Origin of the sequence: Clostridium vincentii (genome assembly GCF_002995745.1) — a bacterium.
Lineage (GTDB): Bacteria > Bacillota > Clostridia > Clostridiales > Clostridiaceae > Clostridium > Clostridium vincentii.
Genome location: NZ_PVXQ01000056.1, coordinates 1 through 14,968 on the forward strand (window position 1 = coordinate 1; position 14,968 = coordinate 14,968).

Annotated in this window: 15 protein-coding genes; 7 read left to right on the forward strand and 8 right to left on the reverse strand. The window is 30.6% G+C overall.

Translation table 11 applies throughout. The annotated features are described in order from the left end of the window. Positions 1 to 95: 95 nt before the first annotated feature. Entirely contained in the window at positions 96 to 1,289 is a 1,194-nt protein-coding gene (locus CLVI_RS16005; protein ID WP_106061106.1) for a YecA family protein, read from the reverse strand. Between the two features lie 285 nt (positions 1,290 to 1,574). Here CLVI_RS16005 and CLVI_RS16010 point away from each other — a divergent pair, with 285 nt between their 5' ends. Together CLVI_RS16010 and CLVI_RS16015 are read left to right on the forward strand one after the other, a co-directional pair. Next, positions 1,575 to 3,512 carry a Cache 3/Cache 2 fusion domain-containing protein gene (locus CLVI_RS16010; protein ID WP_106061107.1) on the forward strand — a complete coding sequence of 646 codons (1,938 nt, stop codon included), beginning with the start codon at positions 1,575 to 1,577 and terminating at the stop codon, positions 3,510 to 3,512. A gap of 77 nt (positions 3,513 to 3,589) precedes the next feature. Then, complete coding sequence (locus tag CLVI_RS16015) at positions 3,590 to 4,267, forward strand: SIMPL domain-containing protein (protein ID WP_106061108.1); 678 nt, start codon at positions 3,590 to 3,592, stop codon at positions 4,265 to 4,267. A 76-nt stretch (positions 4,268 to 4,343) separates the two neighbouring features. Here CLVI_RS16015 and CLVI_RS16020 read toward each other — a convergent pair whose 3' ends face one another. Both CLVI_RS16020 and CLVI_RS16025 read right to left on the reverse strand, forming a co-directional pair. After that, positions 4,344 to 5,015 carry an SdpI family protein gene (locus CLVI_RS16020; RefSeq protein WP_242980752.1) on the reverse strand — a complete coding sequence of 224 codons (672 nt, stop codon included), beginning with the start codon at positions 5,013 to 5,015 and terminating at the stop codon, positions 4,344 to 4,346. Beyond that, complete coding sequence (locus CLVI_RS16025; RefSeq protein ID WP_106061109.1) at positions 4,996 to 5,298, reverse strand: autorepressor SdpR family transcription factor; 303 nt, start codon at positions 5,296 to 5,298, stop codon at positions 4,996 to 4,998. Before CLVI_RS16025 ends, CLVI_RS16020 begins: the two co-directional genes overlap by 20 nt. Before the next feature lie 344 nt (positions 5,299 to 5,642). Here CLVI_RS16025 and CLVI_RS17730 point away from each other — a divergent pair, with 344 nt between their 5' ends. Further along, the gene (locus tag CLVI_RS17730; protein WP_146127342.1) at positions 5,643 to 5,870 is read left to right on the forward strand and encodes a hypothetical protein; all 228 of its coding nucleotides are present in this window, start codon (positions 5,643 to 5,645) and stop codon (positions 5,868 to 5,870) included. A 209-nt stretch (positions 5,871 to 6,079) separates the two neighbouring features. Further along, positions 6,080 to 7,819, forward strand: a complete 1,740-nt coding sequence (locus CLVI_RS16030) for an ATP-dependent metallopeptidase FtsH/Yme1/Tma family protein (RefSeq protein WP_106061110.1) — start codon at positions 6,080 to 6,082, stop codon at positions 7,817 to 7,819. Positions 7,820 to 7,865: 46 nt separating this feature from the next. Here CLVI_RS16030 and CLVI_RS16035 read toward each other — a convergent pair whose 3' ends face one another. Together CLVI_RS16035 and CLVI_RS16040 are read right to left on the reverse strand one after the other, a co-directional pair. Continuing rightward, positions 7,866 to 8,018 carry a zinc-ribbon domain-containing protein gene (locus CLVI_RS16035; RefSeq protein ID WP_106061111.1) on the reverse strand — a complete coding sequence of 51 codons (153 nt, stop codon included), beginning with the start codon at positions 8,016 to 8,018 and terminating at the stop codon, positions 7,866 to 7,868. Between the two features lie 413 nt (positions 8,019 to 8,431). Continuing rightward, positions 8,432 to 8,914 carry a 3D domain-containing protein gene (locus CLVI_RS16040; protein ID WP_423237140.1) on the reverse strand — a complete coding sequence of 161 codons (483 nt, stop codon included), beginning with the start codon at positions 8,912 to 8,914 and terminating at the stop codon, positions 8,432 to 8,434. 319 nt (positions 8,915 to 9,233) lie between these two features. Between CLVI_RS16040 and CLVI_RS16045 the strand changes: the two genes are divergently transcribed. Continuing rightward, positions 9,234 to 9,629, forward strand: coding sequence for a hypothetical protein (locus CLVI_RS16045; RefSeq protein ID WP_106061113.1), 396 nt, complete (start codon positions 9,234 to 9,236; stop codon positions 9,627 to 9,629). A 195-nt stretch (positions 9,630 to 9,824) separates the two neighbouring features. Here the strand turns inward: CLVI_RS16045 and msrA are convergent, their stop codons facing one another. Then, complete coding sequence (gene msrA, locus CLVI_RS16050; RefSeq protein WP_106061114.1) at positions 9,825 to 10,319, reverse strand: peptide-methionine (S)-S-oxide reductase MsrA; 495 nt, start codon at positions 10,317 to 10,319, stop codon at positions 9,825 to 9,827. A 201-nt stretch (positions 10,320 to 10,520) separates the two neighbouring features. On the opposite strand from msrA, the gene CLVI_RS16055 reads away from it, so the two are divergent. Next, a complete protein-coding gene (locus CLVI_RS16055; RefSeq protein WP_106061115.1) occupies positions 10,521 to 10,859 on the forward strand; it encodes a hypothetical protein in 339 nt (112 codons plus the stop codon). Further along, on the forward strand, positions 10,852 to 12,039 hold the full coding sequence (locus CLVI_RS16060) for a cation:proton antiporter (protein WP_423237141.1): 1,188 nt from the start codon (positions 10,852 to 10,854) through the stop codon (positions 12,037 to 12,039). The genes CLVI_RS16055 and CLVI_RS16060 overlap by 8 nt, the downstream gene beginning before the upstream one ends. 167 nt (positions 12,040 to 12,206) lie before the next feature. On the opposite strand, the gene sstT is transcribed toward CLVI_RS16060, so the two are convergent. Together sstT and CLVI_RS16070 are read right to left on the reverse strand one after the other, a co-directional pair. Next, a complete protein-coding gene (gene sstT, locus CLVI_RS16065; RefSeq protein WP_106061117.1) occupies positions 12,207 to 13,463 on the reverse strand; it encodes a serine/threonine transporter SstT in 1,257 nt (418 codons plus the stop codon). Positions 13,464 to 13,626: 163 nt separating this feature from the next. After that, on the reverse strand, positions 13,627 to 14,478 hold the full coding sequence (locus CLVI_RS16070) for an AraC family transcriptional regulator (RefSeq protein ID WP_106061118.1): 852 nt from the start codon (positions 14,476 to 14,478) through the stop codon (positions 13,627 to 13,629). Between the last annotated feature and the right edge of the window lie 490 nt (positions 14,479 to 14,968).

Here is a 14,968-nt window from a genome sequence, read left to right on the forward strand (position 1 = left end):
ATAAATCCAACTCCATTCTTTTTATCTTAGCAATAAAATTATAATGGATAATTTATGTATTGGGGAGATGTTTTTACATCTCCTTTATTTTTTTGCTACCTTTGCCTACTAAAATTATACTCTAACCTTCTTGTTAACTCCAATGAAATAAACTCAATTAGCCTATTTGAATATGTCAGCGATTTGACCTTGTCAAAATCTTCTTTTGTTATAAATTCTCCATGAGCTGCTTTGTTTCTTATTGGATGCAAAGCTCTTAGAATATCGTAAATAGGAAGTTTTTCGCTTAATTGAGGTATATTATGAGATTCAAAATAATTGCATAAATCATTCCACATCCGTCTTTTTGGTTTAGGCGATTTCTCATGTAATCTAATTATATTTCCAAGTTCCTTCTCTACAACTCCAAAATATTCTATTACTAACGAACTAAATGAAAATATAGAATTGTCATCATTTCCATATAATTTTTCAATAGTTAATGCTGTTGCCAATTTTTTCTGTGATTCTGATGTTAGTCCACATAACTCTGTTTTATTAATACTGTTGAAATTATCAATTACACTTAGTGGCTCCCATTCAAGATAAATATTTTTTTTCACATCTATAGTCTGAAATAAGCTATCCTCAACATGGATTTCCCAGGATTTTAGTTCATCTTTATCTATGTATATAGTAACTCCACTAATATTTATATTTTCATCAATTCCTTTTAAAATTATCTGATGTGCAAATTCTGTTAACACTTTCATTGCGCCATAATCAAGTTTTTTAAAATCAGATTTAAGTCTATATTCAGATATAATATTAATTGCAACATGATTTAATATTATCTTTTCAGAGTTTGTTAATGAATCTTTTAAATCACTTGCTCTCCTATTTCTAATGTAATTATCTATGCTGAACTGTTTATGTCCATTAACTTCTAAAATCTCTTTAATAATAGTATTATAAAAATATTCATCACCCATATCAACCAATTTAATTAAATCATTACAATTAACATTAACTAAATCATCTCTAACTTCACTACTACTTAAAAAGCCAATCATTTGTTCTAATATTGCCAATGTAAAATTCCTTGAACTTTTTAATGCCTCATGAATTGGAATCACACTACCATTTTCTACTTTATAATATGGATTTTTCTTGAACTCATTAATAAATTGGGTTTTCAATTTATTAGTTGGTAGAATCACCACATTATTATTTGAATTATCTATACAGCAGTTCTTATGTTTTTTTCCTGAACCACAAGGACATGGTTCATTTCTCCCGATTTTACTCATATGTCTCCTCCTCAATTGTTATGTGTTAACTATATCTATCGTTCCCCTCACTTAGAAATCTTCAATGAAATTTGCAACATAAATATTAACTTTTATACTATTTAACCATAAAGGCTATAGTAGTTCAATGTTTTAATTATGCACAGCCTACATCAGGATTTTTAAGATAATCAGAGTCACCAGCTTTCTAATATCTATTTCTTTATTTTATAAATACAACTATAATAGAAATGTATAATTATACACACTATGTTTTTCATTATTTAAAAAAGGTGGCTTAAACCTATGAGTATTAAATCTAAATTGATTATTAGTTACTTAATATTAATTATATTTTCAGTAACTTTCCTAGGATTTTTAATAGCAAAAAAAACAAAAGATGTAGTGTTCGAAGAAGTTAGAGAAAAAAGTCATAGTATAACAGCATTAATTAATACTACAGCGAGCATAAGAAATGATTTACTTACAGAGAAAAACTTCAGTGATTTAAATTATGCTGAAAATACATTAAACCATATAGGAGATTTAGATATAGATAATACTCAAACTATGAAAGTTGGGGATTATGATTTACCAATTTTATATGCTGGAAATCAAATATTAGCATTAAATACTAATGTTATTGACGATATAACAACATCTACAAATACAGTAGCTAGTATATTTTTGTTAAATGATAATAAGCTAATACGAGTATCTACAAATATTATGAAAGTTAATCAAAGCGGTGTAGGAACATACATATCCAGTGATTCAGATATCTACAATAAAATAATTAATAAGGAAGATTATAACGGTAGAATGACATTTGAAAATCAAAGTTATATGACAAAATACACACCATTATTAGATAAAAGCGGAAAAGTTATAGGTGCACTAGGTGTAGGTAATATAGTTCTTAATTACTATTTAAAACAAACATTAAATGATATTAAGCTTGGAAAAACAGGTTACGCATATGTAATAAATTCAAAAGGGGATGTACTTGTACATCCTGAAAAAGAAGGTCAAAATCAAGTAGAATATGATTTTGTTAAAGAAATAATCGCAAATAGAAGTGGAACAATTGAATACACCTATGATGGAATACATAAATTAGCTTGTTATAATTATTTTGAGCCTTGGGATTGGTATATTATTACTACAGCTAGTTATGATGATTTAAAATCTTCCTATATATCAGTCTTATATACAATATTATTTAATGGATTAATAATAATTTTAATAGGTACATTTATAGCTTTATTTATGGCTAAGTCTCTAGTTAATCCTATTAATAAATTAAAAGCCTGTATGGAGATAGCAGGTAGAGGTGATTTGACTATACGTTCTGATATAAAGAGCATGGATGAAATAGGAATATTATCTAATAGCTTTAACAATATGATGGATGAAAACAAGCTGTTATTAGATGAATTAGTTAAATATGATAAATTAAAAACTGAATTTATTGCTAATATGTCCCATGAATTAAAAACACCCTTGAATATTATCTTTTCAACTGCTCAATTATTTTCTTTATATTTAAGCAAATATGAAAATTTCGATAATGTTGATAAATTAAACAAATACACAAATACTATAAAACAGAATTGTTATAGGTTATTAAGATTAATAACCAACCTAATAGATATTAGCAAACTTGATTCCGGATTTATGGAGTTAAATTTAAAGAATCAAAATATTGTAGAAGTTGTTGAGGGAATAACACTATCAACTGTTGATTATATAAACAATATGTCAAGAACCATTATTTTTGATACAGATATAGAAGAAAAATTTATGGCGTTTGATGAAGAAAAGATTGAAAGAATTTTACTTAATTTAATTTCTAATGCTACTAAATTCACTAACCCAGGAGCCACAATTGAGGTTTCAGTATATGATGAAAATGATCACGTTATAATTTCTGTAAAGGACAATGGTCTAGGAATTCCAGAAGAGAAGCTATCGCAAATTTTCCATAGGTTTAAACAAGTAGATAGTCTATTAAGTAGAAGTCATGAAGGTAGTGGAATAGGATTGTCTATAGTTAAATCTCTAGTTGAACTTCATGAAGGTAAAATTGATGTGAAAAGTAAGTATAATGAAGGTACTGAATTTATAATAAGTCTACCCGTTAAGATTATTTCTGATTCTGATAATCAGGATTCAAAAAAAGATTTTACAATTCAAACAAATGTTGAAAAAATACAGATTGAATTTTCCGATATATATAGTTAATAGTAATATATATTTAAGCCATTTAGAAGAATAAATCATAATATGAAGTAGTTAATTCTTTTGAAGGGACGAAAATCATGTATAGATTAGACGATAATGATAATTGTGGCCTAGATTATTATTCCAGCACTAAATGTGGTAGTAAATTCAAAGTTTTTGGGAAAGGTTCAGTAAATGTAAATCCTGATGCAGCCGAGGTAGTAATTGGTGTTATAACAGAAAATGCACAATTAGAAGTGGGGCAAGCCGAAAATGCTACTGCAACTCAACAAGTTATAAATAGTATACAAGGTATAGGGGTATTCCCTAAAGATATACAAACTCAAAATTATAATATTAGACCTACTTTTGATTATATTGATGGGAGACAGGTTTTTAGAGGTTACGAAGTAAGTAATAATATAAAAGTTATTATTAGAAACATTAATTTTGCAGGTGAATTAATTGATACTGCTGTAAGAAATGGTGCAAATACTGTAAGTGGTATTAGTTTTATTGTTTCAGATCAAACCACTTATTATTATAAAGCATTAATGTTAGCTGTTGAAGATGCTCAAAATAAAGCTAGTGTTATGGCTAATAAACTTAAAGTAAGCCTCGATACTATCCCAATACAAATAAATGAGCAGGATAAGGGAACCATATCTCCATTAACAACAATGACTCTTAAATCAGTAAGTGGAGCTACACCTATTGAAGCTGGCGAAAATGAAATAACTGCAAACATTGAAGCTGTATTTATATATACTGAGTAGGCTAAAGAGGGTCCTTTCATCAAAACTCAGCAAAAAAGCACCAGAGAAAATCTCTGGTGCTTAATCAGGTTAAATTCTATTCCACTATTTTTTTATCAAATTTTTTAAATATAATATAAGAATATATTATTGGAACAATGGAAACTATAGACAATATTATAAATAAAGCTATGAAAAAAGATTCACCCCCAACTATTGCAAAAATCGCAGATATAATACCTCCCACTACCCATAATGGGGCAGCCATCCTGTGAGTTTTAGCCCACACTTCTTCATTTGCAAGAGTCCAAGGAGTTTTTATTCCAACAAAATAATTATGCTTGAATTTACCCATGACATTTCCTATAACTACAAATAATAAGGATGTACCTAAACCTACAAACATACTTACATTTACAGTATGTCCAAGTGCAACTAATAAAACTATAGCTTGAATACCTGCAAAGAATATATGAAATGTAATCCTTATTAATTTATATGCAGATTGAAATTTTGCATAATTTGCTTTTTTAGGATCTAAAAATGGTAAAACTATAAAGAAAAAATAAAAAGCTAAATTCATTAAAGGCATTGCAAATGTTCCAAATAACTTTCCTGAGTAGCCATCAACCTGTCCTTTAGCATTCCAGTGGATTGGAATCTGACTGGGAAGACTTGCATAAAAATATAAACTAACTATAAAAGTTACCACAAGTACAGCGATAATAAACCAATCTTTTTTTATGGAATTAAGAATCTTTTTTATCATTAATATCCTCTCCTTCATTATAATGAGTTGTATCCATGAACCAGCCAATAACATTTTGGAGTACAGTAGTATTTAATGAATAATAAATTTTCTGTCCTTTTCTTTCATCACTTACCAGGTCAGCTTGTTTTAACATATTCAAATGATGAGAAATACTGGGTTTTGTCATATCAAAATGCTCTGCAATTTCACCTGCTGTAAGGATTTCTTGCTTAAGTAGCATTATGATTTCCCTCCTCGTTGGGTCTGCTAAAGCTTTAAAAGGTAAATTTAAAGCAACCATATAATCTCTCCTTTATTAAGTATTTAGACCATTAGCTAAATATCTATGTATATAATTACATTATATTCTATTTAAGTTAAAAGTACTACAATTATTATATTTATTTGCATATCTATATATTAAAATTACTGTCTCTAATTAAATATATACGTAACAAAAAACACCAATTAGTTAAATCATATTAACTAATTGGTGTTTAAGCAAATCCTAACTCATTTCTAGACTGTAATGGTTCTTCTTGGATTCTCATCACCTCTTCTATTGTATTATTCTTGCAAACTTTTATATTGACTTTATATCACATTAAAAGTATTTTATAGATTAAATTTCGCTAATTTTATAGATTGAAATTTGTAATTGTAATTGTAATTGTAATTGTAATTGTAATTGTAATTGTAATTGTAATTGTAATTGTAATTGTAATTGTAATTGTAATTGTAATTGTAATTGTAATTGTAATTAACTTTTTTAATTTTATTGAGTTAGGATTGCTAGAAGAACTTTCTTTGTTTCTTCTTGTATTTATTATAACACGGTATTTATCAGAATACAATATGTTTTCTGATAAATGATAGTATATTTATTTCATATTTCATATTTAGATGATGCGCGCATATATTTCATGTTTTTCGAGGAAATATGAAATATATAATTCATAATATGAGATTTTTATGTTAATTTCCCAAACATTACACTGGTAAAAGTCATGATAAAAGTTAGACTTATAATTTTTAAGTCTATATACTTAATGTAGGTTACTTTTAAATTTGGGAGGTACTTAATGAATAAAATAAAAAAACATTACATTATTATTCCTATAATTACAGCGATACTATCACTTATAGTTATTGTAATGACATCTTTTAATACAACAATAGTTGATAAAAGTTATTCACTCTTTACGGAGGATTTGAATTCTAATAATATATCTACAGTAATAATAGACACCTCGTCTAAAATGATTATTTCACTAAATAACGGTGATACATACTCTACAGATAACCCACATACAGATACTTTAAAAGAAAAGTTATTATTAAATGGAATAGAGGTTAAAGATCAAGTTAGAGCACCTCTTTCAAAAACTATTCCTGCTGGTATTTTAGGGTTATCACTTTTAGCATTAATGGTTATGCTTGTATCTAAAGCTAAAAGCGGTGGTTCTTCCATAACCTCTATGGACATGGAGGATTTTAGCAAAAACAAAAAGGCTGCTTTAAATTTTCATGCTGTAGCTGGTAACGAAGAAGCTAAAGAAAGTTTAATGGATATTGTAGATTTTCTTAAGAACCCTGAAAAATATCAAAAATATGGTGCAAGAATGCCTAAGGGGGTTATCCTCTACGGAGATCCTGGTACAGGCAAAACATTACTTGCAAAAGCAGTAGCTGGTGAAGCTGGTGTTCCATTTTATGCTCTTAGTGGTTCAGACTTCGTACAAGTATATGTCGGTGTTGGTGCAGCAAGAGTAAGGAATTTATTTAAAAAAGCAAAATCTCATGGACAAGCCGTAATATTCATCGATGAAATTGATGCTATAGGTAAAGCAAGAAGTAATAATAAAAATGGATCTAGCAATGATGAAAAAGATCAGACATTAAATGCTCTTTTAACAGAAATGTCGGGTTTCGAGCAAAATGAAGGTATAGTAGTAATTGCTGCTACAAACAGATTAGACATGCTCGATACTGCTCTTCTTAGGCCAGGTAGATTTGATCGACATATAGAAATAGAATTGCCTGATGTTAATGCTAGAGAAAAAATTATATCTCTTCATTTAGAAAACAAACCACATGAAAATCTTGACATACGAGATATTGCAAGAAAAACTATATACTTCTCTGGAGCAAAATTAGAAAGTTTGATAAATGAAAGTGCTATTTTAGCCGCTAAAGATAATAGCGATTTTATTACTTCAGAACATATAGAATCTGCTTACTCAATAACTTTAGCTGGCCATGAGAAAAAAGAAAGAAGTTATCTTAAAGAAGAGGACAAGCTTCTTACTTCATATCACGAGGCCGGACATGGCTTAATTTCCATGTTACTACTTCCACAGGACAAAGTATCTAAGATAACAATTATACCTACTACAAAAGGTGCTGGGGGCTATACATTAACTATTCCTGAAGATAGTCGATATCATAGGCTAGATTATCTAAAAAATAAAATCAAAGTTTCCCTTGGTGGTAGAGCTGCTGAAGAAATTATTTTTGGTAAAGATAAAGTTTCTACTGGAGCCGTAGGAGATCTATCTCAGTCTACTGATATTGCATTAAAAATGATTACCGAATACGGTATGGGAGAAACCTTGGGACTTATAAAACTTTCAAGTGTTGGATCTCTATATAGTAGTTATGGAAATCCTGTAATTGATGAATGTAAAACTCTTGTTAATACACTTTATGAGGAGACTGTAGAACTTTTACAAGAAAATAAAAATTCTCTTGATAATATAGCTTTAGAATTATTAGATAAAGAAACTTTATATGAAGATCAACTAAATAAACTAGCCATATAACCAAAAAAAAGCTGTAGTATTAACTACAGCTTTGAAATATCTGAAATTATCTTCTATTTTGTTCTTTCTTAGCTCTTCTGCAATCTGCACATCTTGTTGGTTCATTTTCAAATCCTTTTTCTTTGTAGAATTCTTGTTCTCCTACTGAAAATATGAATTCAGCACCACAATCTCTGCATACCATTGTTTTATCTTCCATAATAATTCCTCCTAGTTTAAAGATTCTACTTTGATAATATACCCTCTTATTAAGAGAAACTATTTATCCAAATGGAACTTTTTATTTTACAGTATTCTCTACTGCCTTTTCATAATATCATATACTATTATAAATTACAATTTATTTTGAAATAAATATGTAATTTTTGAAATTTACTATCATATTCTGAAATTTCGAAATTATTTAATCGAATATTGCATATTAAATTTAATACTACACATAATAATATCGAAAGAGGTGGTTCTCATGGTAATAGATTTTAATAAAAATATTTTAGGATTAATCCGAAAATAATTTTAAAGTCCCCATAAGTACACTAATTTCTAAATAAACCAGGGCTTAAAAATAAGCCCTGGTTTTATTTTATCGTAAAATATCAATTTATACAAAGATTACTCCAATAAATAAATAGTAGTCTTTTTTCTTCCAAATTCTACGGCTTCTTCATAAGTTGGTACCCAAACATCTATTACATAAGTACCATCTTTTTTTACTTTAATTGCTCCACCTCGGTCTTCAACATCAAATATACCATCTGCTTTATAATTTTCTAACTCTGGTATGTACATTTTACTGCCCAAGGATATATCCGTAGGAGCTGCGATAACCCCTAATCGGGTCACTGTTTGCATTGCCGTTTGAGCTCCCCATTCACCTGAGCATCTTGGATCATTACAGTAGGCAGTTAGTTCAGCTTTAATAGGTGTACCTACTGGATTCTGATTTTCTTTAATATCAGCATTTCCTATAACAGATTTTTTTTCATATTTGCCTACAACAAATTTATTTGTTGTAATATTTTCCGATTCAATATTGAGGTAGTTTGCTCCAATACCAATCACACATATTGCTAAGATAATATATACTCTTATCATATGTCTTTTCAATTTAAACAACCAACCACTCCTTGTGTTTTATTTGCAACTTATTAATTTATTATTACAAGTTACATTAATCATCAACATGGTATTGCCTATTATAGACTATGAATCTATTGAGTTCAAGGTCAGTTTTTTCTACAAATGGGTAAAATTTTCATAGTTACATATATAAAGATTATATTCAATAAATATTTACATACATTATGGAAATAAAGTCATAAATTAATAATTATGTTGCTATGTTGCATAATTAAATAAAGACACAATAGTATAGTAATATGCACTAACTAAAAAATTTAAGGAGAGGATAACTATGTCTGATATATATAATCCATTAGATAAGTTCGGTCAATTTATAGTTGAAAACATGAGAGACAGAGGAATTGATTATTATGATAAACTTGTACAAGGTTCATGGAAGGCCTCCTCTCTAAAATTACTTCAAGAAAATTTAAATCAATTTGATGAAAAGCAGTTATGTATTATAAGACAATGCATTGTATCGAGTATTGATACTGCCACTCATGATTTTCTATTTGCATTGCAAGAAAGTTCAGACTTGAACGATGATATCCAAATAATTGTAGATGGGCATAATGTTGCGGAATTGAGCGATGGATTAGATGAGGAACTTTATAGCGAATATGGTTGGTATGATAAATATAGTTATTTTGGGGAAGATGGATCTCGACTTGATTCAATATTATAATTACAAATGTATATATTTTTAGATTACTGTCTATAATTAAAATGTATTTAATTATACGGACCCCATCATTTATACACCTATACGCACATATAAAATAAGTATTATCATTATTAATGATAATACTTATTTTTTCATTTATATTCCTCTATTTTTTCCAGGTCACAGTTACGTTTATGAATGTGTGAATTTACAGATTTACTTCACTTTATCAAATTTATCTTTAGTAATGTGGCAATACCCATTTGGATTTTTATCAAGATATTTTTGATGATACTCCTCAGCTTTAAAATACTTTAAAAGTAGTTTAACCTCAATAGCAATGTTTTCTTTGAATTTTTTTTGAAGCTCCACTATTGAATTTTTAATAACCACTTCATCCTGTTGATCTACAAAATATACTCCTGTTCTATATTGTGATCCTACATCACCGCCTTGGCGATTTATGCTCACTGGATTTATCACATCATAATATAGTTCTAAAATAGAGCTTAAGCTGACTTGGCTTTCATCATACACAAGTTTTACCGTTTCTGCATGACCTGTGTTCTCATTACATACTTCCTTATATGTTGGCTTTTCTGTTTGGCCATTTGCATAACCAACTTCTGTTTGCATAACACCACTTACATTTTCAAAGTATTTCTCAGTTCCCCAAAAACATCCGCCCGCTAAATAAATTTCCTTTTGCATATTAATACCTCCTACCAAAATATGTTGCTTTAGTTTTTTTATAGAATTCACTAAATATTTTCATTATAGTTTGAATCTTTAGAAATATTGTATCACAACTCATCATAAACGGGCGATTGCCTTTATTTGACTTTGGCTATCTAAAGTTATAGCATTAAAGTAATGTAACCGTAATCAAAATGAAAAGACTGGGGGTATAATATGCAGTTATTAATATTAATATTGAAAAAAATCGAGTTAACAAATGAAATTTTCCAAAAACTTGCCGAGTCTGGAATTAAGGGTGGAACTACACTAGACGCTAATGGAATGGCAGATGCTATATCTGATATGGAAGACTTGCCAATATTTGGCATGATGAAAAATATTTTAGCAGATGGGGAAAAAGAGGTTTGTAAGGTAATGTTATTTGTACTTAAAGATGAACAATTAAGGACAAGCAGAGAAATCATAAAGAACACTATTGGCGATTTTAATGCACCAAATACAGGTATTATGTTCTCTATTTCCATTGATAATGTGGAAGGATTAGGTGAATAGATTGGAACTAAATATATATACAAATCTCGCTCTAGCATTATTTTTGGCACTTTTATCTAGTAAGATAATGAAAAAATTGCATTTACCTAATGTAACAGGATATCTTATTATAGGTTTGATTGCCGGACCATATTGTTTGAAAATTCTTTCTGTAGAAGTTATAGAACAATTTTTAATTATACCAGAGATTGCGCTTGGCTTTATTGCATTCTCCATTGGATCAGAATTTAAGCTTTCCTATTTAAAGAAAGTTGGAAAATCACCGGTGATTATTGCAATTGCAGAAGCACTAGGTGCAGTACTTGTAGTTGATATTGCATTAATCATAACAGGACATGATATAGCATTTTCACTAGTCTTAGGAGCCATTGCAGCAGCAACTGCGCCAGCGGCGACACTTATGGTAGTTCGTCAGTACAAAGCAAAAGGACCCGTAACCAGAACCTTGCTCCCTGTTGTTGCTATTGATGATGCATTAGCATTAATGCTTTATGGTATATCTATAGCCATAGCAAAAGCAATTGACTCACATGGAACAGTGCCCTTAGCATCTTCCTTATTTAATCCAATAATAGAAATAGTCGGAGCCTTAATTTTCGGAGCAATACTTGGAATTATCTTGAAATTTCTAGTTAAATTATATACAGGTCGTGGTAATCGCTTAACATCATGTATTGCAATGATATTATTTTGCATAGGTGTCTCTAATCTATTAGGGGTTTCTGCTCTATTAGCATGTATGGCTATGAGCTCAGTATTCGTCAACATATCTAATATTAGCATCACAATTTATGAACAAGTTGATAGACTGACACCTCCAATTTTCATGCTCTTTTTCTTTATATCCGGTGCAGAACTTGATATGAGTATATTGCCTTCTGTTGGAGTAATAGGTGCTATATATGTTATTTTCCGTGTAGTTGGAAAAGTCGGAGGAGCAGCACTTGGAGCAAGGATTGCACATTCTGAACCTGTAGTACAAAAATACTTAGGGTTTACTTTGATCCCACAAGCCGGTGTCGCAATAGGGCTTGCCACTCTGGCAATGGCAGTAGTACCTGATTACGGAAGTGAAATTCGAGCTATAATACTCAGTGCAACTGTTATATACGAATTAATTGGACCAATTGTTGCAAAGACAGTTCTAAAAAAGGCTGGAGAGATAGAAGACTCTTTATAAACTATTAATGTACAGATTATGATATAGCCTTATTAATAATAATTTAATTACAGGTGTATATATATTTTAATTATTGTCTATAATTAAAATATATTCATTTGTCCCCCAACAAATCCATATGCAATAAGTACTCTCATCACAATTTGTGATGAGAGTACTTATTTTTTTTATATACTATTCTTCTCAAGGCTCAGTTGCCTTTTCGTATTTTTTTGTCCTTCTTTACGAATTTTCATATATTCAGCAGATGCTGTAAAGAGAAGATCAGTGGATGAGTTAAGGGCTGTTTCGCAAGAATCTTGTAGAACACCTACGACAAAACCTACACCAACAACCTGCATAGCAATTTCACTTGGTATACCAAACAAGCTACATGCCAAAGGAATTATGAGTAACGATCCACCTGCCACACCTGACGCACCGCAAGCGCACACAGCTGACAATACGCTTAGGATAATCGCTGTAGGTATATCAACTTGAATGCCAAGGGTGTGAACTGCCGCTAAAGTCATTACTGAAATTGTAACAGCTGCACCAGCCATGTTTATAGTAGCTCCTAGTGGAATTGATACAGTATATGTATCCTTATCTAAATTAAGTTCTTCACATAATTCTATGTTTACAGGAATGTTTGCAGCTGAACTACGTGTAAAGAATGCTGTTATTCCACTGTCTTTCAGACATTTAAAAACAAGTGGATATGGATTCTGGTGAGTACAACCAAAAACTAATATTGGATTAACAACAAGTGCAACAAAACACATACATCCAATCAAAACAAGAAGAAGATTTCCGTAACTTACAAGTGTACTTAGTCCACTTGTTGCAATTGCGTCAAATACCAGTCCCATAATTCCAAATGGAGCAAAGCTTATAATCCATCTAACAACCTTAGATACTGCATCAGAGACATTTTTCATCATAGTTTTAGTTGTATCTTGCGTATTTTTCAAAGCTAACCCAAGAACCAATGCCCAAGCCAGTATTCCTAAATAGTTAGCACTGGCAAGTGCGTTTATAGGATTATCAACAAGATTCAAAAGCAATGTTTTCAGAACCTCTCCTATACCGCTTGGAGCTGAAAAACCTTCTGCACCAGTTACCAATGTGAGGTTTACAGGAAACATAAAGCTTGCACTAACCGCAACTAATCCTGATAAGAATGTTCCAAGTAAATACAAAACAATTATAGTTTTCATATTAGTTTTATGACCGCTCTTATGCTGAGATATAGCCGTCATAACCAAAAAGAATACCAATAGAGGTGCAATGCCTTTCAAAGCACCGACAAATAAAGATCCCAAAATTGTGATTGGTTGTGCTATATCAGGAATCGTTACCGCCAGCACAACCCCGATAATCAAGCCCATTATTATTCTTTTAACAAGGCTGATATGATCCCATTTATTAAATAGTTTTTTCAATTTTGTTCCTCCTTATAATTAATTATATAAATAAATTTTACTCATGTTTATAATACTATCACAAATTAAATATAAACCCAAAAAAACACCAGAGAAAATCTCTGGTGCTTGATAATTAAATTCTAAATCGTGAGTTACATAGCAACCCACTTATTACTCTTTTTTACTTCTTAATAGGAATCCAAATCTCACATTTGTAATCATCCGAGTACATATCACCTTTTGGATAAACCTCAAGCTCCGGTGCGCAATCAAGCTGATATCCCGTAGACGGCAGCCACTCTGTAAATATTCTTCGAGTCAGATTCTGTATAGCTTCAGGTAGTGCTCCAACTGTTTCAAATACAGCCCAGGTTGCTGCAGGTATAATTGACGAAATATATCCTTCTGGGAGTGTGTCTTTGATTTCCTCAACTCCTAGCATATAATTGAATTCATCATCTTGACTAAAATCCTTACATATACCTAGGACACCAAGTTTGCCTGCCTTTGAGCTAATCCATTGGTATGAGCCATCCTTCATGCAATCACCCCAAAATTCAGGTACCTGTTTAAAGTTTTCTCCGTCCACCATAGTTATCCTTGTTTGTTTACCTACTACTGTAAATCTTCCCTTATCAACAATTTTATAATTCATATCTTTATCTCCTTTTATTGAAATGTGAAAGGAGAGCTTTGGATATGCCTTAAGGTTTGCTCCCAGCTCGCGCGCAGCTGATGGGCTTATTCCATGCATTTTCCCAAAAGCTTTTGTGAATGCTTCTGGAGTCTCATAACCATACTTATAAGCTACATTAATGATCTTTTCACCAGATATAATATCTTGTGCAGCAAGTGTAAGCCTTCTTCTTCGTATATATTCGCCTATTGTAACACCAGTTATCATATGGTACATACGCTGAAAGTGAAACGTAGATGATAATGCAATTTTCGCCACCTTTTCGATATCAAGCTTTTCAGTAATGTTATCCTCTAGGTATTCTACTGCCTTGTTCATTGACTCAAGCCAATCCATAAAACCACTCCTCTCTATTTCTATATTGAATGTTTTCTACTTATTTGTCCTGTCTTTAAATGCTACCTGTTGATAGGTTTGACTTATGTAGTGTTTATTTCTTCATTAGTTTCTTCATTTATTGTTTAATCTAAATAATAACACATATTAGTTACCTATAGTTCCAGTTGTTCCTGTTGTTTCAGTAGTTCCTGTTATTGCTGTCTTTGTATCTGTATTTCCAGTTGTTTCAACCGTTGATGTATTTGCATCTGTTTTTTCAGTTGTTCCATCTGTTGGTATCTTTGTATCTGTATTTTCAGTTGTTTCACCTGTTGATGTCTTTGTATCTGTATTTCCAGTCGTTCCATTTGTTGGTGTCTTTATATCGTAAGCGTCAAATAACTCATCACCTAGGACTGGCAGTAAATTAATGTGATAATACTCCTATACTTAGTAGGAGGTAATTTGCATGGCAGAAAGAAGATCTAAAGAAGAATGGATGATACTT